17 protein-coding genes, 1 tRNA gene and 1 other annotated feature (1 of these 19 only partly in view) are annotated in these 17,544 nt (G+C 44.7%); of the genes, 12 read left to right on the top strand and 6 right to left on the bottom strand.

All coding sequences use genetic code 11. The features are described 5' to 3' along the window. Positions 1–2, top strand: a binding site (T-box leader) (it extends 224 nt beyond the left edge of the window). Between the two features lie 82 nt (positions 3–84). From leuS to GB993_RS05315, 3 genes are all read left to right on the top strand, one after another. Next, complete coding sequence (leuS, locus tag GB993_RS05325) at positions 85–2,505, top strand: leucine--tRNA ligase (RefSeq protein WP_161003358.1); 2,421 nt, start codon at positions 85–87, stop codon at positions 2,503–2,505. A 374-nt stretch (positions 2,506–2,879) separates the two neighbouring features. Further along, positions 2,880–5,144 carry a putative polysaccharide biosynthesis protein gene (locus tag GB993_RS05320; protein WP_238331588.1) on the top strand — a complete coding sequence of 755 codons (2,265 nt, stop codon included), beginning with the start codon at positions 2,880–2,882 and terminating at the stop codon, positions 5,142–5,144. Positions 5,145–5,179: 35 nt separating this feature from the next. Then, on the top strand, positions 5,180–5,917 hold the full coding sequence (locus GB993_RS05315) for a pseudouridine synthase (RefSeq protein ID WP_161003396.1): 738 nt from the start codon (positions 5,180–5,182) through the stop codon (positions 5,915–5,917). Between the two features lie 62 nt (positions 5,918–5,979). Here the strand turns inward: GB993_RS05315 and GB993_RS05310 are convergent, their stop codons facing one another. Continuing rightward, a complete protein-coding gene (locus GB993_RS05310; protein WP_161003395.1) occupies positions 5,980–6,822 on the bottom strand; it encodes an NAD(P)H-hydrate dehydratase in 843 nt (280 codons plus the stop codon). 145 nt (positions 6,823–6,967) lie between these two features. Here GB993_RS05310 and pepV point away from each other — a divergent pair, with 145 nt between their 5' ends. After that, a complete protein-coding gene (pepV, locus tag GB993_RS05305) occupies positions 6,968–8,383 on the top strand; it encodes a dipeptidase PepV (RefSeq protein ID WP_161003357.1) in 1,416 nt (471 codons plus the stop codon). Positions 8,384–8,451: 68 nt separating this feature from the next. On the opposite strand, the gene GB993_RS05300 is transcribed toward pepV, so the two are convergent. The 3 genes from GB993_RS05300 to GB993_RS05290 all read right to left on the bottom strand — a co-directional run bounded on the left by GB993_RS05300 (position 8,452) and on the right by GB993_RS05290 (position 10,712). Then, on the bottom strand, positions 8,452–9,087 hold the full coding sequence (locus tag GB993_RS05300) for a deoxynucleoside kinase (protein ID WP_017261623.1): 636 nt from the start codon (positions 9,085–9,087) through the stop codon (positions 8,452–8,454). 142 nt (positions 9,088–9,229) lie between these two features. Then, the gene (mscL, locus tag GB993_RS05295) at positions 9,230–9,619 is read right to left on the bottom strand and encodes a large-conductance mechanosensitive channel protein MscL (protein ID WP_017261624.1); all 390 of its coding nucleotides are present in this window, start codon (positions 9,617–9,619) and stop codon (positions 9,230–9,232) included. 130 nt (positions 9,620–9,749) lie between these two features. Beyond that, a complete protein-coding gene (locus GB993_RS05290; RefSeq protein WP_161003356.1) occupies positions 9,750–10,712 on the bottom strand; it encodes an NAD(P)-dependent oxidoreductase in 963 nt (320 codons plus the stop codon). A gap of 237 nt (positions 10,713–10,949) precedes the next feature. Between GB993_RS05290 and GB993_RS05285 the strand changes: the two genes are divergently transcribed. From GB993_RS05285 to GB993_RS05250, 8 genes are all read left to right on the top strand, one after another. Further along, positions 10,950–11,774 carry a Cof-type HAD-IIB family hydrolase gene (locus GB993_RS05285; RefSeq protein ID WP_161003355.1) on the top strand — a complete coding sequence of 275 codons (825 nt, stop codon included), beginning with the start codon at positions 10,950–10,952 and terminating at the stop codon, positions 11,772–11,774. A gap of 5 nt (positions 11,775–11,779) precedes the next feature. Next, entirely contained in the window at positions 11,780–12,388 is a 609-nt protein-coding gene (locus GB993_RS05280; protein ID WP_161003354.1) for a hypothetical protein, read from the top strand. A gap of 105 nt (positions 12,389–12,493) precedes the next feature. Next, positions 12,494–12,577: transfer RNA gene (locus GB993_RS05275), tRNA-Leu, on the top strand. Positions 12,578–12,667: 90 nt separating this feature from the next. Beyond that, the gene (locus GB993_RS05270) at positions 12,668–13,420 is read left to right on the top strand and encodes a potassium channel family protein (protein WP_161003353.1); all 753 of its coding nucleotides are present in this window, start codon (positions 12,668–12,670) and stop codon (positions 13,418–13,420) included. 233 nt (positions 13,421–13,653) lie between these two features. Continuing rightward, the gene (locus GB993_RS05265) at positions 13,654–14,004 is read left to right on the top strand and encodes a PadR family transcriptional regulator (RefSeq protein ID WP_017261629.1); all 351 of its coding nucleotides are present in this window, start codon (positions 13,654–13,656) and stop codon (positions 14,002–14,004) included. Further along, positions 13,994–14,629 (top strand): DUF1700 domain-containing protein, encoded by a 636-nt coding sequence (locus GB993_RS05260; RefSeq protein ID WP_161003352.1) that lies wholly within the window; start codon positions 13,994–13,996, stop codon positions 14,627–14,629. The genes GB993_RS05265 and GB993_RS05260 overlap by 11 nt, the downstream gene beginning before the upstream one ends. Before the next feature lie 2 nt (positions 14,630–14,631). Next, the gene (locus GB993_RS05255; RefSeq protein ID WP_161003351.1) at positions 14,632–15,552 is read left to right on the top strand and encodes a DUF4097 family beta strand repeat-containing protein; all 921 of its coding nucleotides are present in this window, start codon (positions 14,632–14,634) and stop codon (positions 15,550–15,552) included. Positions 15,553–15,594: 42 nt separating this feature from the next. Further along, positions 15,595–15,891 carry a PspC domain-containing protein gene (locus GB993_RS05250; RefSeq protein ID WP_161003350.1) on the top strand — a complete coding sequence of 99 codons (297 nt, stop codon included), beginning with the start codon at positions 15,595–15,597 and terminating at the stop codon, positions 15,889–15,891. Between the two features lie 79 nt (positions 15,892–15,970). Here the strand turns inward: GB993_RS05250 and GB993_RS05245 are convergent, their stop codons facing one another. Both GB993_RS05245 and GB993_RS05240 read right to left on the bottom strand, forming a co-directional pair. After that, positions 15,971–16,666 carry a CPBP family intramembrane glutamic endopeptidase gene (locus GB993_RS05245; RefSeq protein WP_161003349.1) on the bottom strand — a complete coding sequence of 232 codons (696 nt, stop codon included), beginning with the start codon at positions 16,664–16,666 and terminating at the stop codon, positions 15,971–15,973. Further along, positions 16,653–16,868, bottom strand: coding sequence for a hypothetical protein (locus GB993_RS05240; RefSeq protein WP_161003348.1), 216 nt, complete (start codon positions 16,866–16,868; stop codon positions 16,653–16,655). The genes GB993_RS05245 and GB993_RS05240 overlap by 14 nt, the downstream gene beginning before the upstream one ends. Between the last annotated feature and the right edge of the window lie 676 nt (positions 16,869–17,544).

Raw genomic sequence — 17,544 nt, 5'->3', positions numbered from 1 at the left:
CGGTTGTCGTTATTGATTTAACAGTGACGATAATCGACAGGGCGTTTTTTATTTGTTAATTAATTTTTTCTGGGAGGGCAAAACATGCCGTACGATCATACAAAAATTGAAAAAAAGTGGCAAAAGTTTTGGTCAAAGAACGATACGTTCAAAACGCCAGACTTTTCCGATAAGCCAAAGTATTATGCATTAGATATGTTCCCTTATCCATCCGGTCAGGGACTGCATGTTGGTCATCCAGAAGGTTATACTGCAACGGATGCCATGAGCCGAATGAAACGGATGCAGGGATACAATGTTTTACATCCAATGGGCTGGGATGCTTTTGGGTTGCCAGCGGAACAGTATGCACTGAAAACCGGTCATAATCCCAAAGGCTTTACTGATCAAAATATCGACGTTTTCCGTAAACAAGTTAAATCACTGGGCTTTTCTTATGACTGGGATCGCGAAGTTAACACGACAGATCCTTCGTACTACAAGTGGACACAGTGGATTTTTGAACAGCTGTACAAACGTGGTTTGGCCTATGAAGACGAAATCATGGTCAACTGGGCCCCTGACTTTATGGGTGGCACGGTTGTTGCCAATGAGGAAGTCGTTGATGGCAAAACGGAACGTGGTGGTTATCCCGTTTACCGTGTTCCAATGCGGCAGTGGGTGTTGAAGATCACAGCCTACGCTGATCGTTTGCTGGATGACCTAGATGATCTTGACTGGCCTGAAAGCATCAAAGAGCAACAACGAAACTGGATTGGTCGCTCAGAAGGTGCCAGTGTTCAGTTCGCTGTTGACGGTCACGAAGGCACGAAGATCGAAGTGTTCACTACCCGTCCTGATACGATGTTTGGTGTTTCTTACCTTGTGCTGGCACCGGAATACGACCTTGTTGATCAGATTACAACGCCTGACCAAAAAGCAGCCGTTGACGCTTACCGCAAACAAATCGAGTCCAAGTCAGATTTGGAACGGACGGATTTGAACAAGGATAAAACTGGTGTCTTCACCGGCGCTTATGGGATTAACCCAGTTAACGGTGAACAGGTGCCAATTTGGATTGCCGACTACGTGTTGGCTTCTTATGGTACTGGGGCCGTGATGGCTGTGCCAGCGCATGATCCGCGTGACTACGAGTTTGCTAATAAATTCAGTTTGCCAATCAAGCCTGTCATTGAAGGCGGCGACTTGGATAAGGAAGCCTTTACTGGCGATGGTACGCACATCAACTCCGGTTTCTTGAACGGGATGGATAAGAAAACGGCCATCTCAGCAGCGATTGACTGGCTAACCGAGCATGATGCCGGTGCCAAAAAGGTCAACTACCGCTTGCGGGATTGGATCTTCAGTCGCCAACGCTACTGGGGTGAACCGATTCCAGTGATTCACTGGGATGATGGTGAAACGACCTTGGTTCCAGAAGACCAGTTACCGCTAACACTGCCTGACACGGACCAGTTGGAACCATCTGGAACTGGTGAAAGTCCACTTGCTAATATTGACGACTGGGTCAACGTTACGGATGAAAATGGCCGTCATGGTAAACGTGATACGAACACGATGCCGCAATGGGCCGGTTCATCATGGTACTTCTTGCGTTATATCGATCCACATAATGACAAGGTTTTGGCAGATCCTGAAAAATTAAAGTACTGGTTGCCTGTTGATTTGTACATCGGTGGTGCAGAACATGCCGTGCTTCACTTGCTGTATGCCCGTTTCTGGCACAAGGTTCTTTATGATCTCGGTGTTGTGCCAACAAAGGAACCATTCCACAAGTTGGTTAACCAGGGGATGATTCTTGGCGACAATCACGAAAAAATGTCGAAATCTAAAGGGAACGTTATTAATCCTGACGAAATCGTTGAAAAGTACGGTGCTGATACGCTTCGTTTGTACGAAATGTTCATGGGACCATTGGAAGAATCAAAGCCATGGAGTGAAGACGGCATCAATGGTTCATACAAGTGGATTCAACGTGTTTGGCGTTTACTGATTGATGAAAACAATCATCTGCGTGATCGTGTAACGACGATCAATGACGGCAAGCTGGATAAGGTATACAACGAAACGGTCAAGAAAGTTACAGAAGATTATGGCCGGATGCACTTTAACACAGCCATTTCTCAAATGATGGTCTTTGTTAATGAAGCCCACAAGGTCGATGATCTGCCAGTTGAGTACATGGAAGGTTTCATCAAGATGTTGTCGCCATTGGTTCCTCACGTTGCTGAAGAATTGTGGAGCTACTTCCATGAATCTGACACCATCAGTTACCAACCTTGGCCAACTTATGATGCTAGCAAACTAGTAGAGGCCACGATTGAAGTGGTTCTGCAGGTTAATGGTAAAGTTAAGAGTCATGCCACGGTTGATAAGGATATCAGCAAGGATGATCTGGAAAAGATCGCGATGGCTGACGAGCACATGCAAAAGGCCATTGACGGTAAAACGGTTCGTAAGACAATCGTTGTGCCAGGCAAGTTGGTTAACGTGGTTGCTAATTAGCGTGGCTTTAACATAAATAATGTGTCACTAATTGTTTTTTGGGCGTTAAGCCAACAATTAGTGGCATTTTTTTGTTGAATTAGATGCGGCAATCTCTGTATAATCAATGGTATTACTGCGTTTTTACGTGATGTTAGTGTTGACTTAAAGCAGCCAGTGTCAGGCAATTCAATTACATATTGGCGCTAGAGTCAGTAATCTGTCGGCATACTAGGTTTTCAATTTTCGACCATTAACTAAGGTTCATTAAAGCTTGGTTTAATAATGACATTTAAGGTGTTTGAAACTGCTACAACGCGGTACACTAATAGTTTAAGAAAACAATTTACGCATGTTGGAAACTATCCAAATCGAAAAAAGAATTGAGAGTTTTTATGTCAAAGGAAGATCCACAAAACGAAAATAGTCAGGCAATTCCTACCAGAAAACAGTATCGGCGGCGCCAACGTCGTGAAGCGTTACTAAGCAAACTGCACTTGCAGGGGGCCCAATCGGAAGTCTCTTCAATGGCCGATTCGACAGCCACAGTTAGCTCTCAGAATGAATCAGTTACTGCCTCTGCGACGAGTCACATTGCTGACAGTGAGATGGTGGCTGATTCGACTGCTGCAGTATCGAATATTACACAGTTAAAGTCGAGCGCACAGGACAGACATGTTACTGACAGTGCTCAATCTGAAATTGTTGAAGAAAGTACAAGCGCAACGCCCGAGGTGGAAGCCAAATCGCAATCGCAGGCCCAATCAGAGACTGAGCTTGAACGGGAAGTTGAGAAAGAAGAAAAGCCACTGCACTTAGTTTCTAGTCGTTGGACGGCTTATTCCGATTCATCAGCAGAGTCCACAATGTCTATGCCTAATACTGATGAAAATAAAGCTGAATCTTCCGAAGCGGTGCCTTTAGAACGGACCATTCCAGTTACCCATGAAGAAACGACATCTGCCCAAGCAAAAGCTGATAATAGTGACAGCGAAGACTTGGGTGAGATTGTTGAACATCCGGGCTTTGAATCAGGGGCCGTATCCGATCAAGAGCAAATTCTACGTGGTACCGGGTGGATGACGGCAGCCAGCATCACATCGCGGGTATTAGGTGCGTTGTACATTATCCCGTGGGTCGTTTGGTTCGGGACCTTTTATAATCAAGCCAATGCGCTTTTTTCAAAGGGATACAACGTTTATTCCATAGTTTTAATGATTTCAACTGCTGGGATTCCAGCAGCTATTTCTAAGCTGATTGCCCATTACAACGCGCTAAATGAGTATGGCGTGGGTTTCCGTTTGTTCAAACGCGGGTTATTGCTATCCTTAATCACTGGATTGGTAGCGGCTGTCCTGTTGTGGTTCATGTCACCGATGCAGTCGTTGACTACCGGTGATCCAAACGTTATTCCGGTTCTTCGCTCACTCACTTTGGCAGTGTTTGTCTTTCCAACGTTATCCATGATGCGGGGGATGTTCCAGGGTTATCACATGATGGCACCTAGTGCGATCTCACAGTTCGTCGAACAAGTTGTCCGAATTATTTACATGTTGCTGACTGCTTTTCTGATTATGCGGGTTGGCACGGCACCAGCTCACAATTGGCCACGGGCTGTTGTTCAATCAACGTTTGCCGCCGGTTTGGGAGCTGTTGCCGGCGTGGCTGTGTTGGTCTATGAAATGTGGCGTTATCGTCAATATTTCCGTAATAAGATTGAAAACGCAAAGGGTGGGTTGGCCATCACGACTGGTCAACTATTGAAGCAAATCATCTGGCAGGCGATTCCGTTTACCATTGTGCCGAGTGCCATTGCGATCTATCAGTTATTTGATCAAGTCACGTTCTTTAGAATCATGCATGTGACTTCAAACTTAAGCTATGCCGTTCAAAACACGCTGTATGCTTACTTTGACTTCAATGCCAACAAAATTATTATGATTACGGTATCGCTAGCGTCTGCGTTAGCGGCCACTGCAATCCCGATGTTAACTGAGGCTCATACATTGAAGGATGGTGCTTCAACGAGTCGTCAAATTAACTTCACATTAGAGCTGTTTAGTTTCATCATGATTCCGTCTGCTTTGGGAATGGCGGCAATTTCTGTGCCACTTTATACATTTTTCTATCACTACTCACTGGCTGGCTCATTAATCCTCGAATTTTCATCGTACCTGTCCGTTTTGTTTGGCCTGTTCACGGTGCTGTCAACGATTATGCAAGGGGTCGATCAAAACAAAGCAGTGATTTGGTATATGCTGATTGGTCTGATTGTTAAGATGGCGTTGCAGTTCCCGTTGGTAGCGATAGCACAACCATTAGGGCCGTTAGCGGCAACGTTAATTGGGTTTACCGTTTCCAGCGTGCTGATTTTGCGTAATTTAAATCAACATTTTGAGATAGATTGGGATGGCTTGTTGCATCGACTCAATCAAATTATTGTGTTCTCACTGGTCACGTTCATTGTGGCGCGGTTGTCTGTTTGGGGCCTTGATCACGTCGTGAACACCCAGTTTAAAGTAACGGCGTTCATTGAACTGCTGATTTCTGTTGTTCTCGGTGGTGGCGCGTACGCCTACCTTAGTCTGCGGTTTAGACTGGCAGATAAGATGCTTGGTAGTCGAGTGGAACGGGTTCGCGCGCGTTTTCACATTAAATAATTGATAGTTTCGGAGGTAACACTGTGTCCAAAGGCATTCGCTTAGATAAATATTTAAAGGAAATGCGGGTGGCGACGCGAAGTGAAGCGCATACGCTCATTCGTGATGGTCATGTGAACGTTAATGGTGTTGTCGCGAAGCAAGGACGTCAGTCAATCGATCCGGATCAGGATACTGTTTTAGTCGGTGGACAACCTGTTGTTTACCAACGGTATTTTTACTTTCTGTTGAATAAACCTGTCGCAGTGGTTACAGCGACCACAGATAAGACTGCGCAAACAGTGATGGATCTGTTTAATAAGGCCGATTATCGTGATGATCTATTTCCGGTCGGACGTTTGGATAAAGATACAACTGGGGCATTGCTGATCACGAATAACGGTGAGCTAGGGCATCGGTTGACCAATCCCAAACATCACGTGACGAAAGTTTATCAGACCATTGTAACTGGGACACTGACTGAAGATGATGTTGCGCAAGTTGCGGCTGGCATCACGTTAAAAGATGGTACGGTGTTGAAACCGGCTGATATGAAATTGGACGCGTATGACCCAGTGTTGGATCAAACAACGATTCAGCTTACCTTGACAGAAGGTAAGTACCATCAGGTCAAACGGATGGTTGGTAGCTTTGGACAACGGGTCGTGCGGCTGGAACGCTTATCATTTGGGCCGCTTAAGCTGTCCACTGGCTTGTTGCCAGGTCATTATCGGGCACTATCAGAGGAAGAAGTTAACGCGCTTAAGGTAGCGGCTGACCTCACTCAGGATTAAAACAATAAAAAATGAGCATCACTTTGACCTGCCAAAAATTGGCGGTTGAGTGATGCTCATTTTTACATTTTAGTAGATTGGGGTAACGAATATTGTTTCATATACCAAGGAATTTCTTCGCTGATTTGTGTCGGTAGAACGACGTATGCATTGTGCGCTAAATCGTCAGCAATCTGGCTGTGAATATAAACGGCTGACAGGACGGCGTTCAACTGGTCCGCAAACTGAGCAGTAAAGCCACCGACCATGCCAGCCAGAGTGTCGCCCATTCCGCCAGTGGCCATTGCAGGCGTGCCGCCAGGATTTTCAAAAATTTGGTGGTCTGCGTAGACTTGAGTATGATGTTTTTTAAGGACAACAATGCCACCAAGTTTTGCGACAGCTTGTTGATTATTGTCTGGTGTTTGATCCTTGATTGCGATACCGGATAACCGTTGCCATTCCATTTCGTGAGGGGTGAACACAAGTTTAGCGTTTGGCAATGGCAGATCGTGTTTGGCCACTAAATCGATGGCAGAACCGTCAATTGTGAGCGATTGTTGTGGTTGAACGGTCGCAAACACGCGTCTAAGGGCAGTTAACCCTGCTTCATCTGAACCGAGTCCAGGGCCGACAACGATACTGTTGGCGCTACTGATCAATTCAGTTAGGGTTGCCTCATCGTGAAAATCGGTCACCATTGCTTCCGGCATACGGGCGTGTAACGCTGTGATATTAACTGGATCGGTCAGTGTTGTGGTCAAGCCAGCGCCGGAATAGATGCCAGCAGTTGTCGCCATGATGATGGCACCACCAAATTGAGCATTACCGCCGACTAAAGTTAGCCTGCCATACGTGCCCTTATGGCTATTTTCAGGACGTGGCCGAATTGTTTGACGTAAAATTGTTTCTGTTATTGGTTGAATGGACATAAGCAACCTCCTTGGTCCGCTTTCATAAAGTATAGCATGTCCTGACAAAACAGCGGGCTAAAACAGGAGCCGTAAGAGGGTGGATATGCTAGACTATAACTAGTGTTTCAACCTTAATGAAGAAACGGAGAGACGATGCATGACTGATTGGAAAGCAGAAGTTGATAAACGAAAAGCGGATCTAATGACGGATCTGCAAACGATGTTGGAGGTGCCCAGCGTTCGTGATGACAGCAAAGCCACTGATGATGCTCCTTTAGGTCCTGGTCCTAAGGCCGGCTTGGAAACGTTCTTGGGCATTGCTAAACGTGACGGCTTCCGCGTTAAGAATATTGATAACGTTGTTGGTTACGTTGAACTTGGTGATCCTGATGCAAAAGAAACATTGGCCGTTTTGGCACACGTGGACGAAATGCCTGCTGGAACAGGTTGGGATACTGATCCATTCACACCAACCATAAAAGACGGCAAGTTATTCGCCCGTGGTGCGTCTGACGACAAGGGACCCGGGATGGCCGCTTACTACGGTCTGAAGATTGTTTCTGAATTAGGTTTACCACTCAAACGTAAAATTCGTTTCATTGTCGGCACAGACGAAGAATCAGATTGGACGGGGATGACCCGTTACTTTGAAGTTGAACCAGCGCCAACACTTGGTTTTTCTCCTGATGCAGAATTCCCAATTATCAACGGTGAAAAAGGGAACATCACGCTGAAAGCTAGTTTTGATGGCGATCAAAATGCGGATACAGTGAACACGTTAGTTTCGTTTGCCTCTGGTGAACGTGATAACATGGTGCCTGCTGAAGCTGATGCTGTTGTGACCAGCAGTGACAATGAAGCATTTGTTGCTGCTTTCACTGCCTTTTTGGATAAAGCACCAGTTACCGGTGAAGTCACCACTGATGGCGATGGTATTCATTTGCATGTTGATGGGAAAGCCTCACATGGCGCATGGCCTGAAAACGGGATCAATGCCGGGACTTATCTAGGTGCCTTCTTAGCAACGCAAACATTTGATGGCGCGGCAGCTAACTTCGTTCAATTTATTGCAGATGATGTTCACGACGACACTGTTGGCGCGCATTTAGGCGTTAAGATTACTGATGACGTGATGGGTGCGTTGTCCATGAATATTGGGATTATGAACTTTAAAGATAGTCATGGTGAAGTAACCCTTAACTTCCGTTATCCAAAGAATACGTCTGCAGAAGAAATCACGGCTGCTGTTGTCAAAGGTGCCGAAATGCATCATGGAACGGCGGTTGCAGGACGCGCGATGGAACCACATTACGTTTCTCCCGAAGATCCCATTGTAAAGACGTTGCTCAACGTTTACCATGATCAAACTGGCCTGCCAGCTAAAGAAGAAGTTGTTGGTGGTGATACTTATGGCCGTTTGATGAAACGTGGGGTAGCGTTTGGGGCGATGTTCCCAGGCGTTCAAGACACGATGCATCAGCCAAATGAATTTATTCCGGTTGAAGATATCTACCGTGCTTCAGCGATTTACGCGCAATCAATTGCTGAATTGGCCGCCCAAACGGATGACTAGTTAGCGTTTCACATAAGTAATAAAAATACCGACCAGAAAATTGAAATCTTTCTGGTCGGTATTTTGGTTTAATTGCGGATACTCTTCAAATGTTCGTCGATTTCGCCAAGAACTTCGGTGACATTTTTAGGATCTTCAAGATTGTATTTTTGTAAGTCAACTTTCATTTTTGGAGAGGCGTCGTAATCGCGATACCATTCCTTGTAAGCTGACCACATTTTATAGTAGTAGTCACGCAGGGCAGGGTCATTGTCGAATTGTTCATAGTCACGACCACGTTTTTTGATTCGGTACAGGATGGTTTCAAAATCAGTTTCTGAGTAGACCATCAAATCAGGCGCTTTTTTAGGCAATTCCTGAAGTTCATTCATCATGTTGTCTAAAAGGTTGAGGTACACTTCGAGTTCAGTGTCTGAAATGTTACCTTCCTTGTTATTTTCTTTGGTGAACAAGGCATCTTCATAAATGGAGCGATCCAGCACATTGTTATCATCTGCCAATGCCTTTTTGATCATTGAAAAACGTTTGTTCAAAAAGAAAATCTGTAATAGGAACCCGTATTGTTTAGGATCCTTGTAGTAAAGCGGCAACACTGGGTTGTTACCAACGGGTTCAAAGAACGCCTTGGTATGTAAGTGGTCTGCGATTAAGCCTGTAAGAGTTGTTTTACCAACCCCAATCATTCCTGCGGTAATTATCACCATGGATATCTCCTCGCTCAAGTTTTTTAGCGCTACAACATATGTTACAACATTTTGGCTTGTCATACTGCATCTATTGCAAACAACTTAGTCAATTGTAACCATCAAAAAGCGCCGAGCTGTGAACTCGACGCCATAAAAAAATTTAGGCTTGTGGTCCTTCATCATGATTGTTTGATGCCTTAAGCTCATCACGAATTTCCATCAGTAGGTGTTCAGTCTTGGTTTCTTTCGGTGTAACTTCCTTCCGTGGCATGATCTTATTGATTGCTTTAACCAATAAGAACACGACAAATGCGGTGATTAAGAAGGAAATAACTGAATTAATGAAACTGCCGTACTTGAACTTGGCGGAGCCAACCGTGTAGGCCATTTTTGAAAAATCGATGCCACCGATGAAAATCCCGATTAACGGATTGATTAAGGTGCTAACCAGTGATTTAACAATTGCCGTAAAAGCAGATCCGATAATGACCCCAACAGCTAAATCAATCACGTTTCCACGCGTGATAAATGCTTTAAACTCTTTCCACATGTGTCTCTTCCTCCGTATATGTAAATTGCAATAACAAACGCTAATTCATATTTTAGCGAACATTTTGCGTGCATAAAAGAGGTGTTGCCACATACGATAAAATAAATTTTAGAAAATTAATTGTGTAAACTCAAGCGTTGACGATATGCTTAGGCTGTTCACCATGTTCGACTGCAATGACGTTTTCTGCCACGATGGTTGCCATGGCATCCCGGGCTTCAACCGTTGCATTACCGATATGTGGTGTCAAAGTGACATTGTCCAATGCTTTATAACCCTCAGCAACCTTAGGTTCATTTTCGTAGACGTCCAGGGCAGCTCCGGCAATTTGGTGTTGTTGTAATGCTTTAAGCAGGGCGGCCTCGTCGATGATGGGACCACGAGCAGCATTAATGAGCACGGCGCTAGGTTTCATTTGTGAAATGGCAGTCGCATCAATAAGGTGATGCGTATTGTCGGTCAATGGTGCATGGATGGTGACGACATCCGATTGGCTCAACAATTCTGGCATAGTAACGTAGGTTGCGTTTAAGGCCAATTCCTGGTCATTTGCCAGTGGGTGGCGCTGTGTGTAAATAATATGCATGCCAAATGCGTTTAAGCGTGTTGCGACAGCTTGACCAATGCCGCCCATCCCGATAATACCAACGGTCTTTTGATTCAGTTCATGACCAAGGAAAAAGCGTGGTGCCCAGCCAGAGAAGCCGGTTGTCCGCATCAAACGATCACCCTCAGCGACGCGACGTAGGGTGCTTAGAATCAGGGCAACAGTCAATTCTGCCGTTGAAATGGTGGAGACAACTGGGGTGTTAGTGACAGGAATATGACGCTGTTTTGCCGCCTGAACATCGATGTTGTTGAAACCGGCACCGTAGTTAGCAATTAACTTTAGCTTGGGAGCTGCCTGGATTAAATCAGCGTCGACCATTGTAGACAGTGAGGTAATTAAATAATCTGCCGTCTCGAGGTTCTTTGCTAGTGTTTCCCGATCAACGAGTCCTTTGCCGTCATAACTGTTAACGGTTAAACCAGCCTCAGTCAACATTTGCTGGGCCTTGTCAGGAAATTGAGCTGATAAATAAACGTTTGCCATGTCATAGACTTCCTTCTATACAAATATAGTGAATCATACCAACTCCATCTTACACCGTTTAGAAATCGTTTACATGATTGTCAAACCGCCTTTTTTTCGGTATGGTAGTGACAGAAGTAATACTCGTCGCTAACTTTCATTTTATCTCATGACAGTAGCGGGTGAGTGTACGTTTAAGAAGAGCGATGGGCAGACTTGACGTACTAAAGTGATGACCTATCTGATGGGAGACATACTGTGATTAAAATTATTGCGAGTGATTTGGATGAAACATTATTGGATACGGATGGTTCATTAAATCAGAAAAACATTGACGCCATCAAAGCTGCTACTAAGGCCGGCGTTTATTTTGTACCAAATTCAGGTCGCGGTTATGAATCCTTCGAGGATAATTTAGTTGATCTCGGACTAGCACAACAGCCGCACCAATATAAAATTTCTTATAATGGAGCCGCCATTTTGGAAAATGCACATGACCGTGTGATTGCGACTAATGGCATTCCCTTTAACTTAGCAAAGGGCGTATTTGATGCCGGCCGGACGTTTGATCACGTCAGTTGTCATGTTTACTTATTAGATCAGCTCTATATTTATCACCAAACACCAACGGATGCTGCTTATATGGCGTCACGCCAAGTTCCGTTTACCAAATTAGAACAGCCAGACATCAACTTTTTGAAGAATCGCCCAATTATGAAGGTGATTTTTGAAACACCGGATGTTAAGCGTCAGCACGAACTGGCAGATCACGTTATGGCCACTTATGGTGATGGCGTGGATGTGACCTTTTCGTCTGGTCGCTACATTGAGTTCAACAAGAAAGGCGTGAACAAGGGCCGCGCATTGTTGCAACTAGCCGATTTACTGGGTGTAGATCATGAAGATACGATGGCTGTCGGCGACAACTTTAATGATCTGCCGATGATCAAGGCGGCTGGTGTTGGTGTCGCGGTGGCCAATGCTGTTCCAGAAGTTGCCAAACAGGCTGATGTACAAACTAAGGCCACTAACGATGACGGCGCGATTGCCGAATTGGTTAATGAGTATGTACTGAAGGGATAATGTGAATGACGGATATTGAGACACAACTGGCTACGGCCCAAGACCGCGGTTTATTAATTGCGATTTATAATTTTATGGATGAGGAAACCTTCTCTGTCGGTTACGTGATGGCTCAAGATGCGACTTCGGTGTGTTTGCGGGTAATTGATCCTAACGGTGCTGTAAACGGCATACAGATCATTCAGAAGGCATTTATTACTAAGATATTGCTCCGTTCCGATTATTTGCGGAGCACGGAAGTTTGGCAACAAACGGCCATCGCTCAACATCGTGAAGACCCGTGGCGGATTGCACAGTGGGCAGATACATTGACACTAAATCCCGATCATTTACTGGCCTCGGCGTTGCAAACTTCACTTAAACACAAGTGGATCATTAACCTTGGGACGTTACGTCAAATTGATGATGAGACGGCAGAGGACGCGGATTTCACTGGTTTCTTAGGTGATTTTGTTGGTGACACATTGGCCCTTAATTATTTGAACCCGTGGGATTTAAGTGACGCCTGGCAGTTGGACATGAAGTTGGATGAAATTAATTATATCCGCATTGGTGCAGGCGTTTGCGTGAATATGCAGGCACTGTTCGAAGCGTATACGGACGAGCGTTTTTAACAACCGTCTTGAATATAAAACAATCTTTTAAACTGAAAATAGGGCTTGCCGTCATTCTTGAGGTCGTGTAAACTAGTATCTTGTTGAAGGGAATAACTTTAACATGCCCCTGTGGCGGAATTGGCAGACGCGCAGCGTTCAGGTCGCTGTTCACCTTGGTGAGTACTGGTTCGAATCCAGCCAGGGGCATAAGAAAACATTCAGTTATAAGAAGACCGTTTCTATGTGCTAATTTATTGGCATACAGAAACGGTCTTTTTATGCAGAAAGCAGTGTGTTATGAAATCTAAAAGCAGAATTTTTAGTCAATTTTATCAGCTATTCATCATTGTTTTGGCGGTTATTTCTGTGGTGTTAACGCTCTTTGATCTTACTGGCGAAATTAATTTATCTTTGGCACCATATTCGATTGTTGATGCCGCCATTTGGTGTATTTTTGTTGTTGATTATATCGTTGGTCTTTTCAGTGCAAAATCTAAGCAACAGTATTTCAAAACGCATGTAATGGATCTACTTGCGATTATTCCCGTTAATGCTGTGTTTAATCTGTTTCGTTTTGCCCGCATTTTTAGGATAATTCGTTTATTACGAATATTTCGAATGGCTGGTATTATTGGCAAACTGCAGGATAAGCTTAGGAATTTCTTGCAAACAAATGGATTCATTTATTTGCTTTATGCCAGCATTGCGATTTTGCTCGTTGCGGCCTCAGTGTACGCTACTGTTGAAAAGATTTCCTTTGGCAATGCGTTATGGTGGGCGATTACGACCGCTACAACAGTAGGATACGGTGATATTTCCCCGCATACTGTCATTGGCAAAATTGTGGCAATCACATTAATGCTGATTGGAGTCGGTTTTGTTGGCATGCTGACCAGCACGTTGACGACTTATTTCACTAAAAAGAGTCAGCGTAAAACAGCAGTCTCGAATGATGAACTGTTACAGGAAATTAAGCAGTTGCATGAAGAAAACCAGTTAATGCAACAAGAAATCAGAGAATTAAATACGTTTATCAAGCGTGAGGACTAATTAAGGATTACATAGATAATTGATGCAATCCTTTTTATTTTTCCAAAAGAACAAGGCTAAACGTTGGTGATAGTGAATTCAAAACGATTTTTTTACGCAGAAATAGTGAGAAACGATTTTTTAAATGATATTGTGTTGACTTTTATATTATACGACATATAATATAGTCACAAACAAAGTAGGAGACCAAATATGTTTAAAAGACACAACGCTTCAGTTAGGAGGCCAGGCTCATGAGCATTCAAGTTAGCACAGAGTTGCTAGACGGGATGGTGCTTGCGTTGCTGGATCGAGAAGATCTATACGGTTACGCGTTAACGCAACACATCCAATCATCAATCACAGTTTCTGAATCAACCATGTATCCAGTGCTCCGTCGGTTAAAAAAGGAAGCGTGGTTGACGACGTATGATCAACCATTTCAAGGCCGCAATCGACGGTACTATAAAATCACGACAACCGGTAAGAAACGGTTAAAAGAGATTCTGCATGAGTGGGATGCCTATAAAGACAGCCTAGACGGTATTTTTAATCCACCAGCGCACATGCAAAACAAAACGGAGGGGACAACTGATGACAACTGACGCCTACTTAAAAGAATTACAACGACGCTTGCACGGTTTAAGTGATAGCGAGCGTTCAGATGTAATGGATTTTTATACCGAATATGTGGAGGACGCTAACTTGACATCGGGGGATGCCATCGTTAGTAAATTGGGAACACCAAAACAACTGGCTCGCAAAGTACTCGCCGATTACTCCATTAAGGAAAATGAGACAGCTGAACAAAAGGGTGAGCGACGCACACCACGTTCCAATGCCAACATGGTATGGATGATTATTTTGGCGATTCTGTCAACGCCGGTGACCATTCCAGCAGCCATTGCAATCGTTGCTGTGCTGTTCGCCGTAGTCGTCGTCATGGTTGCACTCATTGGGTCCGGAATTGTTGTAGCGGTGGCCTTAGTTGGTGGAGCTATTGCGGTCGCTGGCGTCTCACTGTACACCGGCGCCTACATGGTCTTTACAAACTTCTTTGTCGGCATTGCCTATTTGGGAGTTGGCCTGACTGGTGTTGGTGTCATCCTGATTTTGATCCCATTATGCTATTACATCATTCGTTTCCTGATCCAGATTTCTGCAAACTTTATTCGCTTCTTGTACCGTAAATTTTCAAACCGGCGTCAACAGCCGAAGGGGGATCATTAATCATGAAGAGAACTTTAAAAATTGGCATCGCAGTGCTCATCGTTGGTTTGATCATGGTTGCTGCCGGTGCTTTTACCCACAGTTTTAAAGACGTTACGTTTAGTCATCATGGACGACCAGAACTAAGAACGACGCAAACAGTCAGCAAGAAAGTGAAGGATTTTGACGCGATAAGCGTCGACTTGAAAAGCGATCAGATTCGTATCAAGGAAGGCGACACCGCTCGTGTCCAAGTTAGCAGTACTAAAGAAGCCATGCCAACAGTTAGATCGGTGGGGCACAAACTGGTTATCGAACAAAAACGTGCAGACAATTCGATGACCGGCTGGAGTTTTGGTGACAATCCTGAAGGTACGTTTGGTTTTGGAACATTCTATGAGTCTAAACACCCCGACCGGACTGTTGTTGTGACAGTTCCACGGGGGACTAAGCTCAACAATATTAGTATTAAAGAACGTCAAGGCGCCATTCGGATTACTGATGTTTCAGCAGATACAGTCAGTATCAGCGCCCATGATGACGTGATGCTTGAACACATGGCGGTTACACAGCCCCTTAAGGTTAACAGTCACGACGGAAATCTTTATGTGACCGGAATGACACTAAACACACCATCCATTAAAACTGATGACGGTGCGGTTAGCCTGCGAGATGTCCAGCTGAACCAAGGTTCCATTCAACTGACTGACGGTACGTTCAACATGACAAATGGTGGGTTTACCGGTGCCGTTAACGTAACTAACGATGACGGCGATAATGAGATTGTTAACGCTGATCGGAATAAGGGTTACGTTCTTCATGGCGACGATGAGAATAAGTTGTTTGAGCAACACAATGAAGATGGCGGCACGTTGCAACAAAATGAAACGGTGCCAGACATTATGCACTTAACTACCAATGACGGTAAAAATTCCGTACAATGAAATTAACGATAATCAAACGAATAACGGGGAGGATGATTAACGATGAAAAAGAAATTAACGAAGTCTAACGATAAGGTTCTGGCGGGGGTCTTTGGTGGTATTGCCGAGTACTTTGGCTGGGACATCGCCTTGACACGGGTGATCGGTGGTATTCTGATTGCCGTTTCGTTTGGCCCTGGGATTGTTGCGTATGCGATTGCAGCGCTGGTTATGCCCGACGCTGAGGGACATCATTTCTCAGCGGATGCATCTTATGAACGAACAGAGGACGATCATCGTAATTCATTCGATGGTGAGTTCACAGATCCAGAAAGTAAACAGAAACACGATGATCAATAATTAATTGTCATCGTATAAAAAAGGCCGTTAGCGCTTGACGAATTGTCAGGTGTTAGCGGTCTCTTTTAATAATGTGAATTTAATGCATCATGCTGAGAAGTTGCGTAATCGCAACTGCGTTAATCATGAAATGGACCATGACGGAATTAAATTGTTTGTGTGTTTTTTGGTATGTAAACGCTAATATGGCGCCCATCATAAAGTAGAGTAGAAAACTGATTGGATTGCCGGAAATGTGGCCACTGGAGAATAACACGCCAGATAGTAACACTTTAGCCCACAGGTTATTTCGTTTGAAAAAAATGTTGGTGATGACACCGCGAAAGACGAGTTCCTCTAAAAAAGGTGTTAACAATACGGCAGATACGCCGAAACCAACCATAGCCACCGGACTTGTTTTCATAATGGAACTGATGGCCTGATTATTTTCAGTCGATTGCGTGTGGTACAGTACCTGTTGAAGCCGCATTAATATAGCTTCACTAAAGATGATGGCCAGATAGGCCAAGATCGCAACCCCAATGTCTCTCAGCTTAAAATCATGGAATAACCGTTCACCAGACCAATGGCGAAAGCGACGGTAGGCGATCCAAATGCAGAGCAGGAAGGAACCCCAGAAGGCAGTGAGGAGAATGTACCCGCTAGCGTTGGCAAACGTTGTTTTACTGGCAAAGGCCAAGATGGTAGGTGGCAGTTGAACCATAATCCAAAGTGATGCCACTTCCAAAACGCGCGGCAACCATGAAAATAAAAACGGTCGATTATCGTTTGTCATTGGGACCTCCATCTTTTGTTTGCTGTAAACGTAGTTGCCAGACCTTGATGAGGGTCACCAATACGGTTGTTAAGATGAACGCACCAATCCACAAGGCGAAGAGGGTGACGCCGGTTAGGTGTTGCGCTTCAGTGAGCCACACAACGCCGCCGAAGATGACAATGGCAAGTACGATAATGCTGCTGGACAGAATTCTTTGCATAGCAAACTCCTCGAGTTAAGATGGTCCAATTGTATCACAGTGGTGATTTGAACATCATGGAAACATGGCTAAGACATAGTTCGCCGGTTTAACAGCATTTTCACGGCTTTGTTTAATGTTGCCGCCCTCCAGCTGACTATGTGGACCATGCATGTTAAATCGTTCTTACTAGCAATTTTAATCAGAAAAAATATGTAAGCTTAAAAAAGCGGGCAGCCTAATGAGTGCTAGACTGTCCGCCGAGTACGATGTGAAGGATACTGCCCGCTACTTTGCCAACCCATTGCATTGGCCTGCATCCTACCTAAGCAAGACATGAACCGTTGCGCCAGCTCGGTTTAGAACGGGTCCGCCATGTGGTGGTCGATCTTTTGTCAAACGACTCAACCGGCTTTCATCACTTGGTGTTCCTTCTTGAGGTTAGTGTAATCTAGTTTGGAGAAGAAGGGCGATTAATGTGCCTGTGGAATCAGGTGAATTATGAGGGAGAGGTACTGAATTGCTAGATTGCGCGTTTGACTACTTGATAATGGTTTAGCTTTTATCTTCCAGATGCGTTGACGCTCTTCCGCTCTACATAGCGATAACGCGCTCCAGCCCGCTCCTAGGGGCTTGTCATAAACGTGTTCACGCCCCACAAGCCTGCGCATAACCCAAATTGGCTGCTGTAAAGGCA

Origin of the sequence: Furfurilactobacillus milii, assembly GCF_009864005.1 — a bacterium.
Classification (GTDB): Bacteria; Bacillota; Bacilli; order Lactobacillales; family Lactobacillaceae; genus Furfurilactobacillus; species Furfurilactobacillus rossiae_B.
Note: the sequence above shows the minus strand (reverse complement) of the source record. Positions and strands in the feature narration are given on the sequence as shown.

Excerpts from the sequence above, each read along its gene's own strand:
- leuS (WP_161003358.1), top strand. The coding sequence starts at position 85 with ATGCCGTACGATCATACAAAAATTGAAAAAAAGTGGCAAAAGTTTTGG.
- GB993_RS05320 (WP_238331588.1), top strand. The coding sequence starts at position 2,880 with ATGTCAAAGGAAGATCCACAAAACGAAAATAGTCAGGCAATTCCTACC.
- pepV (WP_161003357.1), top strand. The coding sequence starts at position 6,968 with ATGACTGATTGGAAAGCAGAAGTTGATAAACGAAAAGCGGATCTAATG.
- GB993_RS05300 (WP_017261623.1), bottom strand. The coding sequence starts at position 9,087 with ATGGTGATAATTACCGCAGGAATGATTGGGGTTGGTAAAACAACTCTT.
- mscL (WP_017261624.1), bottom strand. The coding sequence starts at position 9,619 with ATGTGGAAAGAGTTTAAAGCATTTATCACGCGTGGAAACGTGATTGAT.
- GB993_RS05290 (WP_161003356.1), bottom strand. The coding sequence starts at position 10,712 with ATGGCAAACGTTTATTTATCAGCTCAATTTCCTGACAAGGCCCAGCAA.
- GB993_RS05280 (WP_161003354.1), top strand. The coding sequence starts at position 11,780 with ATGACGGATATTGAGACACAACTGGCTACGGCCCAAGACCGCGGTTTA.
- GB993_RS05270 (WP_161003353.1), top strand. The coding sequence starts at position 12,668 with ATGAAATCTAAAAGCAGAATTTTTAGTCAATTTTATCAGCTATTCATC.
- GB993_RS05265 (WP_017261629.1), top strand. The coding sequence starts at position 13,654 with ATGAGCATTCAAGTTAGCACAGAGTTGCTAGACGGGATGGTGCTTGCG.
- GB993_RS05260 (WP_161003352.1), top strand. The coding sequence starts at position 13,994 with ATGACAACTGACGCCTACTTAAAAGAATTACAACGACGCTTGCACGGT.
- GB993_RS05255 (WP_161003351.1), top strand. The coding sequence starts at position 14,632 with ATGAAGAGAACTTTAAAAATTGGCATCGCAGTGCTCATCGTTGGTTTG.
- GB993_RS05250 (WP_161003350.1), top strand. The coding sequence starts at position 15,595 with ATGAAAAAGAAATTAACGAAGTCTAACGATAAGGTTCTGGCGGGGGTC.
- GB993_RS05245 (WP_161003349.1), bottom strand. The coding sequence starts at position 16,666 with ATGACAAACGATAATCGACCGTTTTTATTTTCATGGTTGCCGCGCGTT.
- GB993_RS05240 (WP_161003348.1), bottom strand. The coding sequence starts at position 16,868 with ATGCAAAGAATTCTGTCCAGCAGCATTATCGTACTTGCCATTGTCATC.